The sequence below is a fragment of the Pseudonocardia sp. T1-2H genome, from assembly GCF_038039215.1.
Taxonomy (GTDB): Bacteria; Actinomycetota; Actinomycetes; order Mycobacteriales; family Pseudonocardiaceae; genus Pseudonocardia.
The window spans coordinates 4,335,322-4,357,393 of the sequence record NZ_JBBPCL010000001.1 but is presented as its reverse complement, the minus strand read 5'-3'; the positions used below and the strand labels follow the sequence as shown (position 1 = coordinate 4,357,393).

The following is a 22,072-nucleotide window of genomic DNA, read 5'->3' as shown; positions in this document are numbered from 1 at the left end:
ACCACCCGATCGCGGCTGACCGCGGTGGCCGGAATGCGGTCCGGAGGGGTCGTCGTCTTGGCTGGGTCATTCCGTCCTCGGTGGGCTGGGGGGCGGGGCGGGGAGGCGGGTGGCCGCGCGCAGCGTCTCGGCCAGTCGTCGCCGGTGCCTGTCGATGTCGCGCGGGGTCACGCCGTCCACCGCGGCCCGTGCGAAGTCGTCGGTGACCACTCGCAGTGCCGCGTTCACCGTCGCTGCCAGCACACGCACCTCGGGAGCATCCGCGGGCAGCCCCGTCCGGGGACCGAGGACCTCGGCGATGGTTGGTTCGGCGTGTTCCTGCAGTACCAGCCATACCGCGCGCAGCGCCGGGACGTCGTGGGTCATCCGCACCACCGCGAGGACCGCGTCCATGTCGGCGGATGAGGACTCCGGGACGAACGTGTAGGCGGCCCGGAGGTGCTCGGCGAGCTCGACACCGGGCGGCCAGGAGCGCAGGACCGCCCGGAATCCGTCGAGCGCCTGGGTGAGTAGCGGCTCCACGCAGCTCTCCTTGGTGCGGAACAGCCGCCACAGCGTCCGCTCGGACACCCCGCATGCCCGCGCGATCTCCGCTCCGGACGTGTCGGCGATACCGTGCGCCCGGAACAGCCGTACCGCCTGGCGGGAGATCTCCAGCTGTTGTCGGCGGCGCCCCTGCTCGCTGGCCGGCGGGCGCCCGCGCCGCACGGCCTCCTGTTCCTGCGCCACGCCTGCCCCTCGGATCCGGGTGTTCACGACGAAGGAACCCTAAACGGTCGCCTTTCTGGCAGTTACTGCCAGGAAATCGTACGGTGGGGCCACCACCACGACAGGAGGACGACCGATGACCCTTGCCGCCGAACGTCCGCAGCTGCCGTTCGCCCGTCCCAACCTGCTCGAGCTCGCGCCGTTCTACGAGGTCCTGCGCCGCGAGGCCCCGATCGCGCCGGTGACCACACCGGCCGGTGACCCGGCGTGGCTGGTGACCCGATTCGCCGAAGTCCGGGACCTGCTCGGGGACAAGCGGTTCGGTCGCTCGCACCCGGAGCCCGAGCGAGCGTCCCGGATCAGCACCGCCGCCGTGCAGGACGGGCCGACCGGTGACTACGAGTCCGAGGAGGCCGACCACACGCGGATGCGCCGGTTGTTGACGCCGGCGTTCTCCGCCAAGCGGATGCGGCTGCTTTTCGGGCACGTCCAGGAGCTGGTGGACGGCTACGTCGACCGGATGATCGCCGCCCATGAGTCTGCGCCGGACGGGGTCGTCGACCTCCATGCGCACCTGGCCTTCCCACTGCCGGTGGCGGTGATCTGCCGGCTGCTCGGCGTGCCGGAGGCCGATCGCGAGCACTTCCGCTCACTGTCGGATCGGATGGCCAGCTTCTCCGGCCAGGACGCGCACGATGCCCGCGAGGAGTTCGGCCGCTACATGGCGGGCCTGGCCGAGGGCAAGCGCGCCGAGCCGGGTGAGGACGTGATCACCGACCTGGTGCGGGCGCAGGCCGAGGACGCGAGTTTCGGCTATCTGGAGATGGTCCGGCTCTGTGTCGGCCTGCTGTTCGCGGGACACGAGACGACGGTCAACCGGATCGGGCTGGGCACGCTGTTCCTGCTGACCCGCCGCGATCAGTGGGAGGCGCTGGTCGCCGATCCGGACGGCCGGGTCGACGCGGTCATCGAGGAGATCATGCGGCTCGGTGCGCCGGGTGACCTCGGGCTGCTGCGGTACGCGCACGACGACGTCGAGATGGCCGGGGTGACCATTCGACGCGGGGACGCGCTGATCCTGTCAATCAACTCCGCGAACCGGGACGCGTCGGTCTTCGCCGACGCCGAGACGTTCGATCCGGACCGCGTCGAGCGCGGGCACGTCGGCTTCGGCCATGGAGCGCACTTCTGCATCGGCGCCAGCCTGGCCCGTACCGAGCTGCGAGCCGTGTTCGCCACCCTCGCCCGGCGCCTGCCCGAGCTGCGCCTCGCGGTCGGGCTGGACGAGCTCGACGTCCGGACAGACCACCTCACCGGCGGCGTGCGCAGCTTGCCCGTCGCCTGGTGACCTGCCGCCATCCACCATCAAAGGAGGAGACACCGATGAAGGTCGAGGTCGACCAGGAGGGGTGCGTCGGGTCGGGGCAGTGCGCGCTCACCGCGCCCGACGTGTTCGACCAGCGTGACGAGGACGCGATCGTCGAGCTGCTGGACGAGACGCCGCCGCGCGAGCAGTGGCAGGCCACCCGGAACGCCGCGGCGGGCTGCCCCGCCGCCGCAATCACCGTGCGGGACGACGAGGGATCCTGACCGGGCTCCGATGAGTCCCACCACCGCCGCGGCAGCGGCCGGACGCCGCGCCACCGAGCACACGCGCCAGCTCGCCGAGCTGCACCGCCAACTCGGCGCGGCCGATCACGAGCTCGAGGTCCTCCGCCCGGGCTCGGCCGTCGTGCCTGCCGTTGCCGACCGGGGGTGACCTGAGTCGCCACTCATGTCTGAGCCGGGAAATCGGCTGCGTGCCTCGCGGATCAGTTGGCGGCTGCGTCCGACGCCGCAGGGGTCGGGTGCGATCAGCCTCGCTCGTCAGGCAAGCAACTTTGCGTCGATGGTCCGCTGAGGGAGGAGGTACAGGATGCTCCGTGATGAGGACCAGGAACGCCGCCGGTCCCCGCGCACCGCCTGGACCAAGAACGTGGCTCGCGCGACCCCGGTGAAGTCACCGTCCGTGGCCGCGGCGCCCGAGCCGTGCGTGAACCCGTCGTAGTCACGGGCGGTGACCTCGTCGCAGATGAGCCGGTAGGTGCCGACGCCACCCGTGTAGGGGCAGAGGTGGCGCGGCCTGCCCGGGATGTTCGCGCCGACCCACCAGGAGTTGGCTCTCGGCAGCAGCGTCATCTGAGTGATCTCGTTGTGGTGGTCGACCCAGTCGTCCTCTGCCGCAGGGAGTGGCACCGGCATGTTGTTCAGCACGGACGGCCTCTGTGGCCCGGTGATCATGAACAGGTTCGGGAAGCCGTGGGTGGCGATGCCGAGGTAGGTGCGTGGCCCCTGCGCCCAGGCCTGCAGCGTGACCGGTCGAATTGCTCGGCGAGAATACTCGCTACCGCGCCGCCATACCGATCTCGGGAGCCAACGCGGTCAAGATGGGCAGCCGATCCGCAATCGGGACTGCATTCACGACCAGGTGTGAGGCGCCGGCGTTCAGCTGGGTGCGCAGCTGCTTGGCTGCCCTCGCAGCGTCACCCTGCGCCACCAGGGCGTCGATCAGCGCATCGCTACCTCGATCGGCCCGGTCGTCTTCGCCGAAGCCCATTCGGGTCAGGTTGGCACGGTAGTTCGCCAGCCCCAAGTTGACCTGGATGGCATCACGACCAGCGGCGCGGGTGCTGGTCGGGTCGCCGAGGGCCACAGTGTGCTCCACCGCCAGCAGCGCGTCCGGGCCGATCAGCTCGCGTGCCTGCCTGGTGTACGCCGGCGTCACCAGAAACGAGTGTGCCCCGGCGGACCGCTCGACGGCCAGCTTCAGCACCCTCGGGCCGAGCGCGGCCAGCGCCCTCCGCTGCTTCGGCACGCCACGCTCGTCCAACACGTCCAGGTAGCCGACCAGCGCCTGGTACGGCGAGCGGAAGTCGGTCCCGAACTCCCGGTGCCCCACGCCGATACCAAGCAGGAACCGCCCGGGGTAGGCCGCCTCAAGCCGGTGGTAGGTATCCGCCACGGCTCGCGCTTCGACATGCCAGATTTTCACGACGCCGGTGGCCACGGCGAGCGTCTCGGTCGCCGCGAGCACCCGCTCCACGATGGTGAGGCGCGACCTCTACCTCGAGATCAGGCCTACGTGCAGCCGTCAGCTCGGCAAGAGAGAAGACGAGCATGACCGATAACATGATCACGACCGTCCATGGCGACGGTGAGACCGCCCCGGCGGGAGAGCCGGCGCCGCCGCTGTCAGCGGAGTACATCGCGATCGTCGAGCGCCTGCTGCCGGTCAACCCGCTCACAGTGGGGGTGGGAGCGATCGGCTCAGCCACCGGTGCGCTGACATGGCTGTGGAAGCCGGCGCAGTTGCGCCGCGCTCTCCGCTACACAGGTCCTGTGCTGCCGCTGCTCGCCGAGGCCGCCGGTGTCGGCGGTGCAGGCCAGTTGCTCCTGGCCGTGACACTGCGGCTCGCCGAGCGCGCCCTCCTGGACTCCGACGAGAACAGCGAGCGACTCGACTGACGATCCTCCGGCTGGCCGGATCCGTCCGCCGGGCAGACCGGTGCCCCGCTGCGCACGACGGTGCCGCACACCGCGGGTCGGTGCGCCTCCCTCGTCGCATGGAACGCCATGCGGCCCGTCGCCGGGTCGAGGCCGGCGGAGGTTCACCGGCGGTGCCCCGACCGGCGCGGAACGCCGGTAGGCCGAGGACGACGGAAGACCTGCCGCAGCCTCCGGACGTCAGAGGCCGCGGACCCGCCGCACGTCGATGCGCACCGGCACGGAGTAGGTCGACGCGAAGTTCTCCGGGTCCTGCCAGCCCTCCCTGATCCGCTCGCCGTACTTCGCGAGGTAGTCCGGGTTCCGGTCCACGGGGGGATCCTCGGTGCCCACACGCGCCGTCCCGGTCAGCACGACCACGTCCCCTCCGAGGGGGCTGCAGTTCAGGTGCAGCGCCACCCGCGGGCGTTCCCGCAGATGGGAGAGCCGCTTCGCGTCGTGCTGGCTGTAGACCAGCACCGTCTCCGAGGTGGGGTCCCAGAGGAACCACACCGGTGCCGGCTGCGGGGTCCCCGCGCCGTCGACGACGGTGAACCACACGACGCGGTCGTCGGCGAGGCGGCGGGCGACCCGCGCACCGAACTCGGTACCGGGGTCCGGCAGGACGGTCATGTCTCCTCCTGGGGTCGACCGGCCGATGGGGACCCCGGGGGTGTTCCCCGAACGCACGAACGGAATCCCGCGGCGCGTGTGCATGCCGGAGTCGCCTCGCCGGCCCGCCGCCAACGGCCGGATCCACAAGGCCGACAAGGTCGTGTCCATGCTGGAGCGCGAGGCCGTCAAGGAGGGCGAGCCCCTCCCCGAGCCGGTCGTCCGGCCCGTCGGTCCGAAGGCCACCGCCGAGTCCGACCGGCGGGAGCTGTTCCAGGGCGTGAAGCGCTCGTCCGCGAGTAAGGCAGGCCCGGGCAGGATGCCCGCCCGATCCGGTGGCGGGTCGCCCGGGCCCACCGGGGTCGCTCACCAGGCGCCGGCGACCTGGTGGGTCGTGGCGTTGAGCCGGTTCCACAGGTTGACGTGCGCGATCGAGAGGATCAACGCGCCGAGCTGCTGCTCGTCGAAGTGGGCGGCGGCCTCCTCGAACACCTCGTCGGGCACCGGGTCCGAGCGGTCCGCGAGCCGGGTGACGGCCTCGGCGAGGGCCAGCGGCGCGTTCCTCGTCGCTGAAGAACGGCGCGTCCCGGAAACCGGCCACGGTGTCGATCTTCTCGTCCGGCTCGCCGGCCTTGCGCAGGTCGCGGGCGTGCATGTGCACGCAGACTCCGCAGCCGTTGATCTGGCTCGCCCGGAGGTGGACGAGCTGCAGTGTGGTCTCCGGGATGCCGGTGGCGCGCTCGGCCGCGCCGAGGGCCATCAGGGCCTGCATCGCGCCGGGGACGACCTGGGCCGGGTTCTTCATCCGTGCGTTCATCATCGCTCCTGTTCCGCCGTCACATCGGCGGGTTCTCGTGGGTCACCACCTCGGACACGCGGGAACGGAAGGATGTGACAGGTGGATCCGAACAGTGGGATCGGCGGAGTGGTCGGTGGGGACCTCGGCGGGGCGTTCGAGGAGCACCGGGCGCACCTGCGCCAGGTCGCGGACCGGGTGCTGGGGTCTCTGAGCGAGGCCGACGATGCGGTGCAGGAGGCGTGGCTGCGGCTGCAGCGGGCGGACACCGCCGAGGTGGAGAACCTGCGGGCCTGGCTCACGACCGTCGTCGCCCGGGTGGCGCTCAACCAGCTGCGGTCGCGGCGGACCCGGCGCGAGGAGCCGTTCCCCGAGCACCTGCCCGATCCCGTCGTGAGCCGTGACGACGGGGGCGACCCCGAGTACGCGGCCGAGCTCGCCGATTCGGTGGGCCTGGCCCTGCTCGTCGTGCTGGAGACCCTGGCCCCCGACGAGCGGCTGGCGTTCGTGCTGCACGACATGTTCGCGCTGCCGTTCGACGACATCGCCCCGCTGGTCGACCGCACCCCGGCCGCGGCTCGGCAGCTCGCGAGCCGGGCGCGACGGCGGGTCCGTGGCGTCGAACCCGGCCGCGGTGACCGGGCCGCACGGCGCGAGGTCGTCGACGCCTTCCTCGCAGCGGCCCGCGAGGGTGACATCGAGGGCGTGGTGGACAGGCGGATCGTGGAGATCGACATCTTCACCGACCAGGAGCGTCTCGCCCGCCTCGACCCGGCGCTCTGGGCACGCTGAGGCTCGCTGCGATCACCCCGCGATGGCGACGGCGGCCCCGGCGGGCAGCCACCGCACCCGGTCCCCGCAGGTCGACGGGGCCGCGGCGAACGCCCCTTCACCTCCTCCCGGCCCTGCCGCACGTGCGCGGCGCGCTGCGACTCGACCCGACCGCCGCGGCCAGGTCGACGGCGGACGGGTTCGGCGTTCGATCGGCTCTCCGACGGGGGCGGTGTGGGGCGCAGGACGTCATTCGAGCGTGCCCGGGCCCATGCCCTTGACGTCCTCGTAGGTCGTCTCGCCGGGCCCCGGGGCGGGCGCGTACAGCAGGCGGACCACGCCCGTGGGGAACGTCTCGGACTTCAGCAGGCGCAGGGGGTACCGGGCGTTCCCCTCGTCGAAGAGTCGCTTGCCACTGCGCGCCGCCACGGGGTGCACCAGCAAGCGCAGCTCGTCGATGAGTCCGGCCGCCAGGAGCTGCTGAACCACGGAGATGGAGCCGGGGATCAGGATGCTCTGAACGCCGGGGTCGGTCTTGAGCGCGGTCACGGCCTCGACGAGGTCGCCTTCGATCAGCTCGGAGTTGCGCCACGTGAAGTCCAGCGGCGTGCGCGAGGCGACGATCTTGCGACGGTCCCCGAGCGACTTCGCGAACGCGGCGTCGTCCTCGCCTGCGGATTCGCGGTCGGGCCAGGCACCGGCGAAGCTGTCATAGGTGACGCGGCCGAGCAGTAGGACATCGGCCGCGGTGTAGTCCTCGTCGACGGCGCGACCCATGTTCTCGTCGAAGTACGGGAAGTGCCAGTCCTCGGCGATCTCGGCCACGCCGTCGAGGGAGAGGAAGAGGGTGGAGACGATGTTCGCCATCGCGGTGGTCCCTTCGGTGACGTTGTGTGGTTACCAGGTAGACCGCCGCCAGCGGGAAACTCATCGGTCCGTCGGGGGCGACTGCCGCACAGTGGGCGGAGACGGTGGTACCGGACCGAGCAGCGCGCTGCTCCTGCGTGGAAGCGTTCATGGGCTACTCGGTATCAGTAGGCCCGGCCGATCAGCACGGTGTGCCGGGCGGGCAGGCCGGTGATCAGACAGGTGGGTGCGGGCGGGTCGGCGTCGACGATGCAGCGGATCGTGGCGCTGCTGTCCTCGCGGAGGGCCTGCTCCGACTCCTCGGTGCCGGACCAGGCGGCGAGGAACAGCCCTCCGTCGCCGACGCGCTGCGTGAACTCGTCGAAGTCGGTGACCGGGTAGGTGTGCTCTTCGCGGAAGGTGCGCGACGCCGCGAACAGCACCTGCTGGATCTCGTCGAGGAGGCTCGCGGCGGCGCGTGCGGCGCCGTCCAGCGGAACGGAGCTCTTGCTGCGGTTGTCGCGGCGGACCAGAGTGGCCCGGCCGGAGGCCAGCTCCCGCGCGCCCAGCTCGATCCGGACGGGGACGCCCTTCAGCTCCCAGTCGACGGAGCGGCGTCCGAACGAGGTGTGGGTGCGGGCGTCGAGGTGCGTGCGGACGCCGGCGACGCGCAGCTCCGCCTCGATACGCTCGGCCGCCTCGGCGGCCTCGCTCTCCTCGTCCAGCAGCATGACCACCACCTGGTGCGGCGCGATCGCCGGGGGCAGGCGTAGCCCGTGATCGTCGCCGTGGACCATGATCATTCCGCCGATCATCCGGGTGGACGTGCCCCAGGAGGTGGTGGCGGCGTGGCGGCGCTCGCCGTCGGCGGCCAGGTACCGGATGTCGAAGGCGCGCGCGAAGTTGTGGCCCAGGTTGTGGCTGGTCCCCATCTGCAGCGCCTTACCGTCGCGCATCAGGGCCTCGCAGGTGAAGGTCTGGTCGGCGCCGGCGAAGCGCTCGCCCGGCGATTTCTCTCCCACCACGACCGAGATCGCCAGCAACTCCTCCATGAACTGCCGGTAGACCTCCAGCATGCGCCGGGTTTCCTCGACCGCGTCCTCGTAGGTGACGTGGGCGGTGTGGCCCTCCTGCCAGAGGAACTCGGTGGTGCGCAGGAACAACCGGGGCCGCAGCTCCCAGCGGACCACGTTGTTCCAGAGGTTGAGCATCAGCGGTAGGTCCCGGTGGGACTGGATCCATCTGGCGAAGTAGTGGTTGATGACCGTCTCGGAGGTGGGGCGCACCACCAGCGGCTCAGCGAGCTGCTCCCCGCCACCGTGGGTGACCACGGCGAGCCCGGGGAGAAGCCCTCGACGTGCTGCTTCTCCTTCTCCAGGTAGCTCATGGGAATGAACAGCGGGAACGCAGCGTTGTGGGCGCCGGTCGACTTGATCCGCCGGTCCATGTCGGCCTGCATGGCTCCCAGATCGCGTAGCCCCACGGCCGGATGACCATGGTCCCTCGCGCCGGACCGTTCTCGGCCAGCTCGGCGCGAGCAACGACGTCCTGATACCAGGCGGGGAAGTTCTCCGCCTGCGGGGTGAGTACGGCCTTGGCCACGGTGCTGCCTCTTCTTGCGTGCCGGTGGCACGTCGGAAAGCGGGCGAGCTGACAGCAGAGACGGTAGCCGAGCGAGCAAACCGTTATCCGGACGAAGACGCGCCGAGCTGCTGCACCGAGGGCGCGGCTCGGCCCGTTGATCGCCGGCGGACCCGGAGGGCGCTCGCCGACAGGGTCGAGGCGACCGAGCGACAGCGAATCATGAGACCAGGTCCAACGGCCGGGTGCCGCTACAGTGTCGGGCGGGAAACGCCTGGCTGCGCCGGGGTCGACGATGCTGAAGGCGGCGCCTGCTTTTTCGTCCGGTCCATCCGCGGCGGCACGCCATCATGCTGTGCCGGAACCGTGCACGATCCGCGCTGACGAGGGAGCACCCCATGGCCGCCTCACTGCCGTCGCCCTCTTCCCGGCAGCCGAACCCGGCGAGACACGTCGAGTCCTTGATGCGACAGATCCCGGAACCCCTCACGGAGCTCGGGTTCCGAGGGCACGACGTCCTGGCGGCGGACGGGACCAGCACGTTCGTCGTGCGTGGCGGGACCGGTCGGCCGGTTGTCCTGTTGCACGGATACCCACAGGACTGGACCGTCTGGTCGGGAGTCATGGCGGATCTCGTCGACACCTACGACGTGGTGGTGCCGGTGTTGCCAGGTATCGGCGCCTCACAGAGCTGGCCCGGCGGATCGTCCACCCCCGCGCTCGCCGACTGGCTTGCGAGCGTCATGACCATCTCCGGGATCGCCGGGCCGGTGACGGTCGTCGGCCACGACGTGGGCGCGTGGGTCGCCGCGGCATTCGCGGCCGCCCGCCCGCAGCAACTGACCGAACTGATGCTGATCGACGCCTTTCTTCCCGGTATCAGCGACCCGGCGGCACTCGCGCTCCGGCCGGACAGTCCCCTCTGGCACATGCACCTCCATGCTCATACCGACGCTGCGAGGGTTCTCATAGCCGGACAGTTGCGCGCTTTCCTCGCCTGGTTCCTGCGATCGAAGAGCGGCACACCCGATATCTTCCCCGACAGCCGCATCGACTATTTCGCGGCGGTATACGGCGAGACGGATGTTCTCGATGCAGCGTTCGGCTTTTACCATGCACTGGCCGAGTCCATCGACGCCGTTCGGGCCACGGTGGCAGCGTCGAGCTTCGACCGGGAGGTGTTCGTGGTCAGTGGTGAGACCGGTCGCGGCCAGCAGATGATCGACGAGGTGGCGGCACTCTGGCCGAACGTGGATGGTCGTGTGCTGGCTGGATGCGGACATTACCTACCGGAGGAGGCGCCGGCCACGATCGCCGGCCTCATCCGATCGTTGGTCATCGGGGCTGATCGAGCCGACCCGACCCAGGGCCACTCGGGCTGACGGAGTTTCGGCCCGGGCCCGACAAGCCGAGCCCTGCCGTGGTCGGCCGAGATTCCCTTCTCGCCGACGGCTCACCCGACCAGCGCGACGGCCCGCGTCGGCCCGCCGTGCGCACCCTGCAGCTTGAGCGGGAACCCGACGAACGTGAACCGGGTATTCACGACCTTGTCCAGGTTGGCCAGGTTCTCGTAGTGCGTGATGTGCTCGCGGCGGCACATCATGTGGCACGGGTAGCTCGTGCTCGCCGGGTTGTCGGGCGTCGGGCTGTCGACGCCGAACGTCTTGATCCCCCGCTCCACGATCCACTCGCTGGCCGACGCGCCGAGCCCGGCGAACTCACTGAGGTAGCGCTTGTCGCCGTTGTACCTGTTCCATGTGGCGGTGTGGAACAGCACGATGTCGCCGCGCTGCACGTCCACAGGGGAGGCGTCGACGACCCGGTCGAGGTCCTCGGCGGTGATGTCGGTCTGGGGCTTGAACTCCGTGACGTCGAGGCACACGGCGGTGCCGTAGAACAGCTCCAGCGACATCTTCTCGATCGTCTCCGCGGAGGGGTCCGGGTCGAGGTGGGAGAAGGAGTCGACGTGCGTCGGCCCGTTGTCGTTGAGCATGAACCCGGTGGTCTGGAACGAGAACCCGCTGTCGAAGCGCGGAGCCGTCTCCTCGTGCGTGGCGTGGTCGAACTGCACGGTCTTGAGGTGCCCCGGGTAGACCTTCATGCCCTCGTAGATGTCCTGCGAGAGGTCGATCAGCTGCATGTCCACTCCTAATACATCACGACGCCTGCGGTCACGTTCAGGTCCTCGCCGGTGATCGCCGCCGCGGCGTCGGAGGCGAGGTACGCGCACGCAGCGGCCACCTCCCTCGCCTCGACGAGCCGGCCCAGCGGCGACGACCCGGTGAAGCCGGCGAGCGCCTCGGCCTCGCTGATGCCGTGTGCGGCCGCCTGGCGGGCGATCACGTCGTCGATGCGAGGGCCGGCGACCGCGCCCGGGCAGACGGAGTTGACACGGATCCCGTGCGGCCCCAGCTCCAGCGCGAGCGTCCGCACCAGGCCGATCACGCCCATCTTCGCGGCCGCGTAGGGCGTGCGGCCGTGCAGCGGACGCTTGCCCGTCATCGACGAGACCGCGATCAGGCTGCCCGCCCCCGCCGCGATCAGCGCGGGGACGAACGCACGGAAGGTGAGGAACACGCCGTCGAGGTCGGTGGCGACGCAGTCGCGCCAGTCGGCGAGCGCGATCTCGTGCAGCGGTGCGGTCGGCCCGGCGATCCCGGCGTTGGCGACGACGGTGTGCACGGGGCCGAGCTCGCGCGCGGCGTCCGCCATGGCCGCCACCGACGCCTCGTCGCGGACGTCGCAGGCCAGCGCGAGCGCCCTGCCGCCGCCTGCTTCGACGTCGTCGACCGTCTCCTTCAGCGTCGCGGGGTCCCGCGCCGTGACGGCTACGGCGAATCCCGCGGCACCGAGCGCGACGGCGACGGCGCGCCCGATACCGCGGTTGGCCCCGGTGACGACGGCGACGCGCACCGTCACCCCGACCCGCGAGCGGACCCGGCGGCGCGGATGGCCGCGCGCAGGCGGTCCGGGGTGATCGGCAGCTCCGTCACGCGGACGCCCAGGTGCGCCAGCGCGTCGTTGACCGCCACGTTGATCGCTGCCGGCGCCATCATCCGGCCGCCCTCGCCACCGCCCTTGATGCCGTGCAGCGTGTACGGCGACGGGGTCTCGTGGTGGCCGATCTTCAGCTCCGGCACCTCCATCGCCGACGGGATGAGGTAGTCGAGGTAGCTGGACGTGAGCAGCTGCCCGTCGTCGTCGTAGACGAACTCCTCGTAGAGCGCCGTCCCGATGCCCTGCGCGGTGCCGCCGACGATGTGGCCGGCCAAGGAGCGTGGGTTCACCAGCGTGCCGCAGTCGTGCACGGCCGCGTAGGCGAGGAACGAGACAGCACCCGTCTCGATGTCGACCTCCACCACGGGCACGTGACAGGCGTGGCCCATGAACGGGTAGAAGACGCCGAGATCCTTGCGGTCGGCCGAGGGCATCGTGGTGTACGGGTGGTCGAAGACCTTGGATTCCTCCAGCCCGGACTCCATGTCCTCGGGGAAGCTGTGCTTGAACAGGTGGAGCATGATCGCGATGTCGGCGAGCGTCTTGCGCTGCTCGGGCACGCCCTTGACCTGGTAGCCGCCGTCGACCCACTCCAGGTCGTCCGGATCGGCCTCCATCAGGTGCGCGGCCGCGCGCAGCGCCTTGGCCTTGATCTTCGCCGTGGCGCCCTCGACCGCGCCGGCGAGCATCACCGTCGTGCGCGAACCGCCCGGACCCGTCGCCGGCAGGCCGTTCTTGCTGCCCTGGTAGACGATCGACACCGAGTGCGGGTCGCAGTCGAACTCCTCCGCCACGAGCTGGGCCACCATCGTCTCCGGCGAGTTGCCCCAGAACGCGCACGAGTAGAGCGTGGCGGTGATCCCGCCGGTAGCGTCCACCTTGAGGGTCACGCTCTCCGGCATCGACGTCACCGGCGCCCCGGGCTCGTCGAACCAGAACCAGAACTCCGTGGCCGAGAAGACCGACCGCTCCTGCGCGGTGATCAGCCCGATGCCGATGCAGCGGCCCTGCTCACGGGCCTTCGTCTGCTCCGAGCGCCAGTGCTCGTACTGCGAGAGCTCGAGCGCCTTGTCCAGCACGGCGTCGTAGTCGCCGGAGTCGTAGACATTGCCGGTGGGGATGAAGTGCGGGAACTCGCGGATGAAGTTGCGCCGCCGGATCTCGACGGGGTCGAGGTCGAGCTCGCGAGCGGCCTTGTCCACCATCTGCTCGAGCATCCAGTTGTTCACCTCGGAGCCGAAGCCGCGATAGGCACCCTGCTGGTTCTTGTTCGTCATCGCCGCGCGCACCCGGTAGCGCACGCTCGTCATGGCGTAGGGCCCGACGACCTGCGCGAGCGCGTTGCCGTGGTGGCCGACGCCGAACTGGATGTAGGCGCCGTAGTCGTCGACGGTGTCGATGTCGATCCCGCGCAGGGTCCCGTCGCGCATCAGGGCCAGCCGCACGTCGTAGACGCGGTCGGAGCCGTGGTGGTCGCAGTTGGAGATGTTGTCGACGCGGTCCTCGAGGTACTGGACGGGCCGGCCCACCTCGCGCGAGCACATCCCGGCGATCACCGAAGGCTTGGTGGCGAACAGCTTCGAGCCGAAGCTGCCGCCGGCCGGTACGGGCCGGACGTCGAGCTTGTTGGCCGGGATCTTCAGCGTGCCGGCGACCATGAACAGGTAGCTGGTGAAGCTCAGCGAGTTGGTGTGCACGGTGAGCTCGCCGGTGGCGTGGTCGAAGTCCGCGACGGCGCCGACCGTCTCCAGCGGCTGGCCGCCCGAGCGGCGCCACCGCAACCGGTCGGTGACGATCACGTCGGCCTCGGCGAAGTCGCGCTCGACGTCGCCGAAGTCGAACGTGCGGTCGTAGGCGCAGTTGGAGCCCAGGTCGTCGTGGACGAGCGCGGCGCCGTCCTCCAGCGCCCGTTCCGGGTCGACGACGGCGGGCAGCGGCTCGTACTCCACCTCGATCAGCGCGAGCGCGTCCTCGGCGAGGTAGCGGCTGTCGGCGACCACCACGGCGACGCCCTCTCCCACGTAGCGCACCTTGTCCACCGCGAGGCAGCGCCAGGTGTGCTTGGCCGGGTCGGGCCCGAAGTCGGGAAGCGGGTCGCACAACTGCGCGGCCCGTTCGCCGGTGATCACCGTGTGGACGCCCGGCGAGGCCAGGGCCTCGACGACGTCGATTCCCGTGATCACCGCGTGCGCGTGCGGGCTGCGCAGCACGGCGGCGTGCAGCATGCCGGGCAGCGTCATGTCGCCGATGTAGCCGCCGCGCCCACGCAGGAACTTCGGGTCCTCGACGCGGCGGATCGACTGCCCGACCCACTTGCGGCCTTCCTTGTGCGTGCGGACGGGAGGCGTCGCGGGGCGATCGACGGTGGTCATGCCTGCGCTCCCGTGGTCTCGGCGGAGTCGGCCTTCATCCGCGCCGCGGCGGCGCACACGGCCTCGGTGATGAACTGGTAGCCGGTGCACCGGCAGAGGTTGCTCGCGATGCCCTCGCGGACCTCGTCGTGCGTCACGTCGGGGTTCCGCTCGACGATCTCACAGGCCCGCATGAGCATCCCGGGTGTGCAGTAGCCGCACTGCAGGCCCTGCTTGTCCCAGAACCCGTCCTGCAGCGGATGCAGCTCGGCGCCCTTCGCCAGCCCCTCGACGGTGCGGATCTCCGCACCGTCGACCTGCACCGCGAACGTCGTGCAGGAGCGGATGCTCTCGCCGTCGCGCAGCACGGTGCACGTGCCGCAGACGCCGTGCTCGCAGCCGACGTGGGTGCCGGTGAGCCCGAGCTCCTCGCGCAGCACGTCGACCAGCAGCTTGCGCGGTTCCACCGACACGGTGCTCGTACGGCCGTTGACGGTCAGGGTCACGTCGTGCTTGTCCACCGTGCCTCTGTCCACGGGACTCACCTCCGGTCCTGGGCGCGGGTCAGTGCCAGTTCGACGCCGCGTCGCAGGTAGCTGCGCGCGACGTCGGTGCGGGTCTCGGTGCCGCCGTGCACGTCTCCGGACGGCGAGAGCTCGGCGATCGCGGCGTCCGCGGCCGCGCGAACCGACGCCGCATCGGGCACCGTGCCGGTCAGCGCCCGCTCGGCGGCGGCGGCGCGCACCGGGGTGCCGGCCACCCCGCTCAGCCCGACCGACGCACGGGAGACGGCGTCGCCGTCCAGTTCGAGGACGCAGGCGACGCCGACCAGCGCGAAGGTGCCGTGGGTGCGGGCGAACTCGACGAAGGCATGCCCGCCTCTCCTGTGCGGGATCCGCACCTCGGTGAGGATCTCGCCGGGCTCGATGGCCGTCGAGAACGGGCCGCGGAAGAAGTCGGCGGCCGGGATCGTGCGCGTCCCCTGCGGGCCGGCCACGACGAGATCCGCCTCCAGCGCGAGCGCGACGGCGGGCAGCTCGGCGGCCGGGTCGGCGTGCGCGATGCTCCCGCCGACCGTGCCGCTGTTGCGGATGGGCGGGTGCGCGACGTATCCGAGCGCCTCGGCCAGCAACGGTGCGGCGAGCGCGACCTCGGGTGAGTGCTCGGCGTGCGACTGGCGGACCATCGCGCCGATCACGAGCGTGTCACCCTCGTTGCGGATCCGTGTCAGCTCCTCGATGCGTCGCAGGTCGATGAGGTGCCCCGGCTGGGCCAGCCGGAAGTTCATCAGCGGCACGAGGCTCTGTCCGCCGGCGAGCACCCGCGCCTCGTCGTCGGCGTGGGCGCCCAGCAGCTCGAGGGCCTCGGCCACGCTCGTCGGCGCGGCGTAGTGGAACGGGGGCGGTTTCACGGCGACCTCCTCGTCGTCCGGACGCCGGCGGCAGAACACGGTGCTGCCGCAGGCGCGTCGATCGTGTCGAGTCGACGGACCGGCGGGCCATGTGCAGGCCTCCAGAAGAACCGGACATGTGCTGGGTGGTTTGACAACGTGCGCGCCGCGGGCGTGGCGCTACCGGCCCTCGATGCGGACGATGTCGCGCACCGTCAGGGCGAGCTGGAGGTCCAGCCGGGTGTCGCTGCGGCGCAGGCTGCGTCCGGTGAGCTTCTCGATGCTCGCGAGCCGGTAGGCCACCGTGTTGGGGTGGACGACCAGCGTGCGGGCGGTGGCCGAGGCCGAGCAGTCCGCCGCGAGCCACACCCGCAACGTCGAGAGCAGGTCGCCGCCGCGCCGGACGTCGTGGGCCACGACGGGCCGCAGCAGGTTCCTGGCGAACCGGCGCAGCGCGTCCGGCGTGCCGTCCTCCAGGAGGAGCGCGGCCAGCCCGAGGTCGCGGACGTCGACGAGCCCGCCCGGTCGCGCGGCGCTCCGCAGCCGCACGGCGCCACGGGCCACCCGGTACGCAGGTCCGTGGTCGGTGAGCCCGACCGCGACCGGGCCGACCGCGATCGTGGCGGTCCGTTCGGGCAGGGCGTGCTCGATCTGGGCGATGATGCCGCGCAGCACGTCGTCGAGGCCGGGCCCGTCCGGGAACAGGAGGACCTGGACGTCCTCGTGCGGCCCGACGAGCGGTCGCGCGACCTGACGCGTAGCCGAATGCACGACCTCGGCCAGCCGCGGGGCAGGCCCGGGCGGGTCGAGCGCGAGCACGGCGACGACGTGCGGACGAGAGAGGTCGTGACCGAGGGCGGCCGCCCGGTCCAGCACGCCCTGCGGGTGCAGGGGGCCGCCCGGGTGGAGCAGGTCGCCGATCAGGTCACCCGACAGCCGCTCCTCGACGTCCACCAGGTACTGCTGCTTGAGCACCTCGAGCGCCACCACCAGCGCGAAGCGCTCGATCACCCGGCGCTCCACCGGTTCGGGCGCCACGCGCGGGTTGGTCACCCACAGCCGCGCGGCGAGCTCGCCGCCGACCACCACCGGCGCCACCCAGACGCCGTAGGCCTCACCGACGGGGTGCCCGATCGCCGACGCCCCCGGGCGGCCTCGGCGATCGGCGGACACCTCCACCACCTCGTTCTGGCGGGCCAGCATGTCCAGCGCCGCCCGGACCGGTCGGCGCCGGCGCGCCGCACCGTCCGGCGGTGGGTGGTAGCCGCTCTCGGGTGCTCGCGCGAGCACCTTGCCGTGGCGGTCCTCGACCGTGACCGACGCGCCGAGCGTCTCGGCCAGCGCGGTGACCAGCCCGGCCAGCCCGACCTCGTCGAGCACCAGCCGCATGAGCCTGCGGTGCTGCTGCTCGGCCCATTCCGTCGCGGCGCGGCTACGGTGCAGCTCGGCGTTCGCCCGGGAGAAGCTCGGTGATCACGTTCTGCTGGTCGCTGCGCAGCCGCGCGGTCTCCAGCGCCAGCGCGGCCTGGTCGGCGAGCAGCTCGATGAGCTCCATCTCCGGAGCGCCGAACTCCCGGGCGGCCACCGAGTAGGCGACGATCACGCCGAGGGTCCCGGAGTCGGATGCGTGCAGCGGCGCCGCGATCAGCGCCTGGTAGCCCTGCTCGGGTGCCAGGTGCCGCAGCCGCCCGAAGCGGACGGCGCTACCGACATCGGGGACGGCCACGGTGCGCCCGCCGCGGAAGGCCGCGGCGGCGGGCGAGTCCAGGTGAGGTCCCGCCGGGTGGATGAGCAACGACCCGGTGTCGCTGACCAGGGCGACGTAGTCAGGCGACAGCCCCGACGAGCCGGCCACCCGCAGGTGCTCGCGGTCGGGCTCGGCGAGCATCACCGCGCAGTACTCGAAGCCGATCAGCGCGCAGGCCTGCTCGGCGACCGTGGCGAGCACCCCGTCGAGCGGTTCCGCGGCGTTGGCGGCCCGCGCGATCTCGCCCACCACGCTCATCCACGAGCGCAGTGTCGACGGCACCTCCGGTGCACCCACCCGAGCACTGTGCCGGGGCAGGATCGGACCGGCAAGACCCTCCGGTCGTCAGCGGTGGTGTTCGGCCCGGTGCGCCGCGAGCGCGTCCAGCCAGGCCTGCGCACCGGCCGCCAGCGCTTCGCGACCGCGACCGGCGCCGGAGCAGTGAGCTGGTCCGTCAGGGGTTGGTCCTCTCTGCCGCGGCGAGCGCCTGCCGGATGGCGGCGCGGAGCAGTGCCGGTTCGTGGGCCGGATCCATCGAGGCGATCAGCGCCAGGCCCGCGCGCGAGAGGTGGCGGGCCAGCAGCATCGAGGCGGCGCCTGCGTCGCGCTCCCGGCAGAGCCGGGCGAGCTCCGCATGCTCGCGGGCGCCGAGCGTCCGGCCGCTGCCGTCCCTGCTCACGTAGATCTTGCGGTAGCGCCCGGTGTGCTCGGCCCACTGGGTCATCGACCGCAGCATGCGCTCCCCGACGTGCGCCACCAGGCGCATGTGGAAGCGGTGGTGCTGGTCCTCCCACGCATCGAAGCCCTGCGCCTCGGCGGTGGCGACCGCGTCGACCAGGCGGTCGAGCTCGTCGAGGTCGGCGGCGGAGAACCGGGGGACGCTCAGCCCGAGGGCCAGGGTCTCGTTCGACACCCGCATTGCGTAGAGGTGCTCGACCTCGTCCACCGACAGGTCCGTGACCCGGGCCCGCTGGTTGACCTCCACCTCGATCAGGCCCTCGCGCTGCAGCAGCCGGAAGGCCTCGCGCACGGGCCCGCGGCTGACCCTGTGGTCCTTCGCGATCCGCGCCTGCGACAGTTCCGCACCCGCCGACACGTCGCCGGAGAGGATGCGACCCCGCAGGTCGGCGTGGATCACGTCGGTGGCGTCGCGGGCGCCCGGGACGACCAGCCGGCCGGTGACCGCATTCTCCTGCACTCGGTGAATGCTCCCCGCCGTCGCCACCGGCGTCACCGTCCCGGGCCGTGCAGCCCGAAGATCAGCCGCGGATCACCGGGCCGGAAGGTGCCGCCGAACTGCGAGCTGTCGCCGATCTCCCGGTTGCGCTCGAGCAGCTGCGAGCCGAGCGCGAGCTGCGAGACCTCCCAGGCGGCGAGCGCTTTGGGCACGTCCCCGCCCGCGGCCTCGAGCTCCGTGGCGAGGGCCCAGCCGTCCTCCGCCGCCTTCGCCGTTCCGGCCGCGGCGTGCGGGCGGACAGCGAAGGCGGCGTCGCCGAGCAGGCAGGCCCGGCCGAACACCATGCGCGGCACCTCGATGTCGAACACCGCCTGGACGAACGGCTCCCGGATGCGGGCGGCGATCTCCGCGATCGGCGGTGCCACGAGCGCGGCGGCGAAGCCGCAGCTCGTCGACGAGCTCGTCGCGCACCGAACCCGGCGGCAGCGACACCGATCGGGGTTGCCCGTCGCGGTCGGTGAGGAACGCGGCCAGGTCGGGCTCCGCGACGTTGCGGTACCAGACCATGTTGATCAGCCGGTCGCCCACGTCGATCGCCCCGTCGGGCCCGGGGATCGGGTAGGCGAGGATGTGGCTGCCGGGCAGGACCTGATAGGTCAGCGCGTCGTGCAGGGCTTCGAACGTGGCCCCGTCGAGCTCGCGCTCGGGCACGGTGCCGCGCCACGCGACGTAGCCGGCGTAGCGCGGCGCCACGTCCGGGAGCAGCGTCGACCGGGCGTGCGAGCCGATGCCGTCGGCGCAGACCAGCAGATCGGCGTGCACCTCGTCGCCGTCGGCGAAGCGCACGCTCACGCCGCCCACCTCGTCGGCGAACGACGTCATGTCGCGGCTCAGCCGGTAGTGCTCGGTGCCGAAGGCATCGAGGAGGGTGCCGTAGATGGTGTTCCACGACGAGAAGCGGTACCGGTGGCGCTGCTCGTGGCCCACCGAGCCGTCCCGGTCGAGGAAGCGGATCCACTCGGTGCTCGAGGTGATCTGCTCGACCGGGAGGCCCAACCGTTCGACCGGGTAGCGCACGGTCTCGGGCAGGACCGCGATGCCGGCCCCGCGGGCCTGCAGCGTCGCCCGCGACCGCTCGAAGACCGTGACGTCGCAGCCGATGTCGCGCAGCAGCAGCGCAGCGGTGAGGCCTCCGAGCGAACCGCCGACGACCGCGACCGACGGCATGCCGTCGCATCGGCTGCTCAAGGGCGGCCGAAGGTCGCGATCGAGTCGACCTCGAGCTCGAACAGGACACGGCGCTCGTCACGACCCGGGTCGCGTAGCGCGTAGGGACCGGGGTTGCCCGTGTACTTGGTCCAGATCCGGTCGAGCTGGGCCGTGACGCGCGGGCCCTCCTCCGGGTCGTCCTCGGAGACCTCGCGGACGACCGTGGCCTTGATGCTGATCCAGTGGTAGGCGTTGGCCGGGTTCATCAGCAGGAAGGTGGCCTGCGGCGCCTTGCGCAGCCAGTCCACCTTCCTGCGGTGCGTCGCCAGGTTGAGCAGTACCGTGTCGCCCTCGTAGTCGAACCAGACCGGCGTCAGGTTCGACCGCCCGGTGGAACCGGTGACGGACACGACGGCGGTGACCGGCTCGTCGAGCAGTTGCTTGTAGATCGGGTCGAGGTCGCCCAGGCTGGTGACCGAGGCGTGGTCACCGACCTCGAACTGGCCGGGCTGAGTCCCGTCCGCGACGTCCCGGAACTTCGCGACCGTGATCGCCATCCTGAGCTCCCTCACATCGATGTGCGGCTACTGCAGACAGTTCGGCAGGAAACTATCGATCGACCCTTGTCCTGTCCAGATCATGAACTGTTCCGACGCCGTCGCTACTGTGACTCCCACCGTGGAAGTGTCAACAGATCGGAGGTGGGGAGTGGGCGGTCCGACCACGTCCCGGGCGTTGGCCGACGCACTGGCCGAGGGTCTGCGCGACGCGGGCGCCGAGCGGATCTTCGGTGTGCCCGGGGGCGGCCCCAACCTCGACATGATCGGTGCCGCCGCCGAGCGCGGGATCGACTTCGTCCTCACCCACGGCGAGACGGCCGCGTGCATCGCCGCCTCGACCTACGGCCGGCTGACCGGTACGCCCGGTGTGGCCGTGGTGACCCGCGGGCCCGGGCTGACCAGCGCCGCCAACGGGCTCGCGCAGGCGACGCTCGACCGGGCGCCGCTGCTCCTGATCAGCGACACCGTCACGGCGGCGTCGGCGGACCGCACCGCGCACCAGCGGCTGGACCAGGTCGGCGCGGCTACACCGCTGACGAAGTGGAGCGGCACCCTCGGCCACACGGACCCGAAGGACGTCGTCACGGCGGCCGCCCGGCTGGCGCTCGAGGCCCCGGCCGGCGCGGTGCACCTGGCCTTCGACCCGACGACCCCCGGCGATGCGCCGCCCGCACCGTCACCCCGCTCCACCGTCGATCCGCAGGACCTCGCGACCGCACGCAAGCTGGTGACCGCATCGCGGCACCCGGTCGTGATCGTCGGGGTGGACGCGGTCCGCGAGGGTGCCGCCCTCCGCGAGGCCCTCGCCGGCCTCGACTGCCCGGTCCTGGTCACCTACGAAGCGAAGGGGGTGGTGCCGGAGTCCTGGCCCACCTTCGCGGGGCTCTTCACGGGTGCGGCGCTGGAACGGCCGCTGCTCGAGCGGGCCGACCTCGTCCTCGGTGTCGGCCTGGATCCCGTCGAGCCGATGCCGGGCCCCTGGCCGGGGGACGCCGCGGTCGTCCTCGTGCATACGCACCCGGTCGAGACCGGCTACTTCGGCGACCCGCTGCTGCTCGTCGGCCCCTACGCGACGCTGCTGCCCGCCCTCGTCGGGGCAGCCGCGCCGGAATGGCCGTCCGGAGCCGGGAGCACCGCGAACGCGGCCACCCTCCACCGCCTCGGCGAGCACCCCGCGACCCCGAACGGCGCCCTGACCCCGCTCGACGTGGTCCGGACCGCCCGAGGATCGCTCGGTGACGCCCTGCTCACAGTCGACGCCGGCGCGCACATGCTCGTCACGATGCCGGTGTGGGCGACGAACGGTCCCGATCCGGTGCTGATCTCCAACGGCCTTGCCACCATGGGATTCGCACTCCCCGCGGCGATCGGGGCCGCGCTGGCCCGGCCGGGGCGCCGGGTGGCCTGCCTGACCGGCGACGGCGGGCTGGGCATGGCCATGGCCGAGATCGAGACCCTCGCCCGCCTGGCGCTCGACGTCACGGTCGTGGTTTTCAACGACGCGGCGCTCACCCTCATCGCCCTGAAGCAGCGCGCCGCGCAGGGCGGGGCGCCGGCCATCACCTACCGGGCGACGGACTTCGCGGCGGTCGCCGTCGCGATGGGAGTGCGCGGGGTGGTCGTCGACGACATCGACGGGCTGCGCCGCGCTCTCGCATCGTCGGCGCGAGGACCGCTCGTCGTAGACGCCAGGATCGACCCAGCCTCATACCGTCACGTGATCCGAACCATTCGAGGGTAGCGGGGCCGGACAGGAGAGGCCCTCGATCCCGACACTGCCTCCGCGGCGATGCAGGCGCACATGA

The 22,072-nt window shown here is 71.6% G+C and carries 23 protein-coding genes and 2 pseudogenes; 7 read left to right on the top strand and 18 right to left on the bottom strand.

Translation table 11 applies throughout. The annotated features are described in order from the left end of the window. Positions 1 to 66 precede the first annotated feature (66 nt). On the bottom strand, positions 67 to 729 hold the full coding sequence (locus tag WBK50_RS21500; protein ID WP_341337333.1) for a TetR/AcrR family transcriptional regulator: 663 nt from the start codon (positions 727 to 729) through the stop codon (positions 67 to 69). Positions 730 to 844: 115 nt separating this feature from the next. On the opposite strand from WBK50_RS21500, the gene WBK50_RS21495 reads away from it, so the two are divergent. The 3 genes from WBK50_RS21495 to WBK50_RS21485 are packed head-to-tail and all read left to right on the top strand — an operon-like array spanning position 845 to position 2,467. Further along, on the top strand, positions 845 to 2,056 hold the full coding sequence (locus tag WBK50_RS21495) for a cytochrome P450 (protein WP_341337332.1): 1,212 nt from the start codon (positions 845 to 847) through the stop codon (positions 2,054 to 2,056). 35 nt (positions 2,057 to 2,091) lie between these two features. Beyond that, a complete protein-coding gene (locus WBK50_RS21490) occupies positions 2,092 to 2,298 on the top strand; it encodes a ferredoxin (RefSeq protein ID WP_341337331.1) in 207 nt (68 codons plus the stop codon). A gap of 10 nt (positions 2,299 to 2,308) precedes the next feature. Further along, positions 2,309 to 2,467 (top strand): hypothetical protein, encoded by a 159-nt coding sequence (locus WBK50_RS21485; RefSeq protein WP_341337330.1) that lies wholly within the window; start codon positions 2,309 to 2,311, stop codon positions 2,465 to 2,467. Positions 2,468 to 2,574: 107 nt separating this feature from the next. Here the strand turns inward: WBK50_RS21485 and WBK50_RS21480 are convergent, their stop codons facing one another. Both WBK50_RS21480 and WBK50_RS21475 read right to left on the bottom strand, forming a co-directional pair. Beyond that, positions 2,575 to 2,949 (bottom strand): hypothetical protein, encoded by a 375-nt coding sequence (locus tag WBK50_RS21480; RefSeq protein WP_341337329.1) that lies wholly within the window; start codon positions 2,947 to 2,949, stop codon positions 2,575 to 2,577. A gap of 142 nt (positions 2,950 to 3,091) precedes the next feature. Further along, positions 3,092 to 3,790, bottom strand: coding sequence for a TIGR03620 family F420-dependent LLM class oxidoreductase (locus WBK50_RS21475; RefSeq protein ID WP_341337328.1), 699 nt, complete (start codon positions 3,788 to 3,790; stop codon positions 3,092 to 3,094). Between the two features lie 86 nt (positions 3,791 to 3,876). On the opposite strand from WBK50_RS21475, the gene WBK50_RS21470 reads away from it, so the two are divergent. Next, positions 3,877 to 4,212 (top strand): hypothetical protein, encoded by a 336-nt coding sequence (locus WBK50_RS21470; RefSeq protein WP_341337327.1) that lies wholly within the window; start codon positions 3,877 to 3,879, stop codon positions 4,210 to 4,212. Between the two features lie 219 nt (positions 4,213 to 4,431). Here WBK50_RS21470 and WBK50_RS21465 read toward each other — a convergent pair whose 3' ends face one another. The 3 genes and pseudogenes from WBK50_RS21465 to WBK50_RS35255 all read right to left on the bottom strand — a co-directional run. Then, on the bottom strand, positions 4,432 to 4,863 hold the full coding sequence (locus WBK50_RS21465) for a TIGR03667 family PPOX class F420-dependent oxidoreductase (RefSeq protein ID WP_341337326.1): 432 nt from the start codon (positions 4,861 to 4,863) through the stop codon (positions 4,432 to 4,434). 345 nt (positions 4,864 to 5,208) lie between these two features. Then, positions 5,209 to 5,346 (bottom strand): hypothetical protein, encoded by a 138-nt coding sequence (locus WBK50_RS35260; RefSeq protein ID WP_445942291.1) that lies wholly within the window; start codon positions 5,344 to 5,346, stop codon positions 5,209 to 5,211. A gap of 106 nt (positions 5,347 to 5,452) precedes the next feature. After that, positions 5,453 to 5,602 (bottom strand): annotated as a pseudogene (locus tag WBK50_RS35255) (carboxymuconolactone decarboxylase family protein); the annotation flags it as partial. Between the two features lie 156 nt (positions 5,603 to 5,758). Between WBK50_RS35255 and WBK50_RS21455 the strand changes: the two are divergent. Then, positions 5,759 to 6,352 (top strand): annotated as a pseudogene (locus WBK50_RS21455) (sigma-70 family RNA polymerase sigma factor); the annotation flags it as partial. 306 nt (positions 6,353 to 6,658) lie between these two features. Here the strand turns inward: WBK50_RS21455 and WBK50_RS21450 are convergent. Then, a complete protein-coding gene (locus WBK50_RS21450) occupies positions 6,659 to 7,276 on the bottom strand; it encodes a dihydrofolate reductase family protein (RefSeq protein ID WP_341337325.1) in 618 nt (205 codons plus the stop codon). A gap of 164 nt (positions 7,277 to 7,440) precedes the next feature. Beyond that, positions 7,441 to 8,586, bottom strand: coding sequence for a His/Gly/Thr/Pro-type tRNA ligase C-terminal domain-containing protein (locus tag WBK50_RS21445; protein WP_341337324.1), 1,146 nt, complete (start codon positions 8,584 to 8,586; stop codon positions 7,441 to 7,443). A gap of 600 nt (positions 8,587 to 9,186) precedes the next feature. Between WBK50_RS21445 and WBK50_RS21440 the strand changes: the two genes are divergently transcribed. After that, positions 9,187 to 10,218 carry an alpha/beta fold hydrolase gene (locus tag WBK50_RS21440; protein ID WP_341337323.1) on the top strand — a complete coding sequence of 344 codons (1,032 nt, stop codon included), beginning with the start codon at positions 9,187 to 9,189 and terminating at the stop codon, positions 10,216 to 10,218. 71 nt (positions 10,219 to 10,289) lie between these two features. On the opposite strand, the gene WBK50_RS21435 is transcribed toward WBK50_RS21440, so the two are convergent. The 10 genes from WBK50_RS21435 to WBK50_RS21390 form a co-directional block, all read right to left on the bottom strand. Continuing rightward, entirely contained in the window at positions 10,290 to 10,976 is a 687-nt protein-coding gene (locus tag WBK50_RS21435) for a cyclase family protein (RefSeq protein ID WP_341337322.1), read from the bottom strand. 8 nt (positions 10,977 to 10,984) lie between these two features. Continuing rightward, positions 10,985 to 11,749: an SDR family NAD(P)-dependent oxidoreductase gene (locus WBK50_RS21430; RefSeq protein ID WP_341337321.1), complete on the bottom strand. Its 765-nt coding sequence runs from the start codon at positions 11,747 to 11,749 to the stop codon at positions 10,985 to 10,987. A gap of 2 nt (positions 11,750 to 11,751) precedes the next feature. Then, positions 11,752 to 14,205 carry a xanthine dehydrogenase family protein molybdopterin-binding subunit gene (locus WBK50_RS21425; RefSeq protein WP_341337320.1) on the bottom strand — a complete coding sequence of 818 codons (2,454 nt, stop codon included), beginning with the start codon at positions 14,203 to 14,205 and terminating at the stop codon, positions 11,752 to 11,754. Further along, positions 14,202 to 14,720 carry a (2Fe-2S)-binding protein gene (locus WBK50_RS21420; RefSeq protein ID WP_341337319.1) on the bottom strand — a complete coding sequence of 173 codons (519 nt, stop codon included), beginning with the start codon at positions 14,718 to 14,720 and terminating at the stop codon, positions 14,202 to 14,204. Before WBK50_RS21420 ends, WBK50_RS21425 begins: the two co-directional genes overlap by 4 nt. 5 nt (positions 14,721 to 14,725) lie before the next feature. Further along, a complete protein-coding gene (locus WBK50_RS21415) occupies positions 14,726 to 15,595 on the bottom strand; it encodes an FAD binding domain-containing protein (RefSeq protein WP_341337318.1) in 870 nt (289 codons plus the stop codon). A gap of 159 nt (positions 15,596 to 15,754) precedes the next feature. Next, positions 15,755 to 16,963: a PucR family transcriptional regulator gene (locus tag WBK50_RS21410; RefSeq protein WP_341337317.1), complete on the bottom strand. Its 1,209-nt coding sequence runs from the start codon at positions 16,961 to 16,963 to the stop codon at positions 15,755 to 15,757. 43 nt (positions 16,964 to 17,006) lie between these two features. Next, positions 17,007 to 17,618 (bottom strand): GAF domain-containing protein, encoded by a 612-nt coding sequence (locus WBK50_RS21405; protein ID WP_341337316.1) that lies wholly within the window; start codon positions 17,616 to 17,618, stop codon positions 17,007 to 17,009. A 157-nt stretch (positions 17,619 to 17,775) separates the two neighbouring features. After that, positions 17,776 to 18,519 carry a GntR family transcriptional regulator gene (locus WBK50_RS21400; protein ID WP_341337315.1) on the bottom strand — a complete coding sequence of 248 codons (744 nt, stop codon included), beginning with the start codon at positions 18,517 to 18,519 and terminating at the stop codon, positions 17,776 to 17,778. Between the two features lie 72 nt (positions 18,520 to 18,591). Further along, positions 18,592 to 19,725 (bottom strand): FAD binding domain-containing protein, encoded by a 1,134-nt coding sequence (locus WBK50_RS21395; protein ID WP_341337314.1) that lies wholly within the window; start codon positions 19,723 to 19,725, stop codon positions 18,592 to 18,594. A 17-nt stretch (positions 19,726 to 19,742) separates the two neighbouring features. Further along, positions 19,743 to 20,264, bottom strand: a complete 522-nt coding sequence (locus WBK50_RS21390) for a pyridoxamine 5'-phosphate oxidase family protein (RefSeq protein WP_341337313.1) — start codon at positions 20,262 to 20,264, stop codon at positions 19,743 to 19,745. A gap of 151 nt (positions 20,265 to 20,415) precedes the next feature. Here WBK50_RS21390 and WBK50_RS21385 point away from each other — a divergent pair, with 151 nt between their 5' ends. Next, positions 20,416 to 22,008, top strand: coding sequence for a thiamine pyrophosphate-binding protein (locus tag WBK50_RS21385; protein WP_341337312.1), 1,593 nt, complete (start codon positions 20,416 to 20,418; stop codon positions 22,006 to 22,008). Positions 22,009 to 22,072 lie beyond the last annotated feature (64 nt).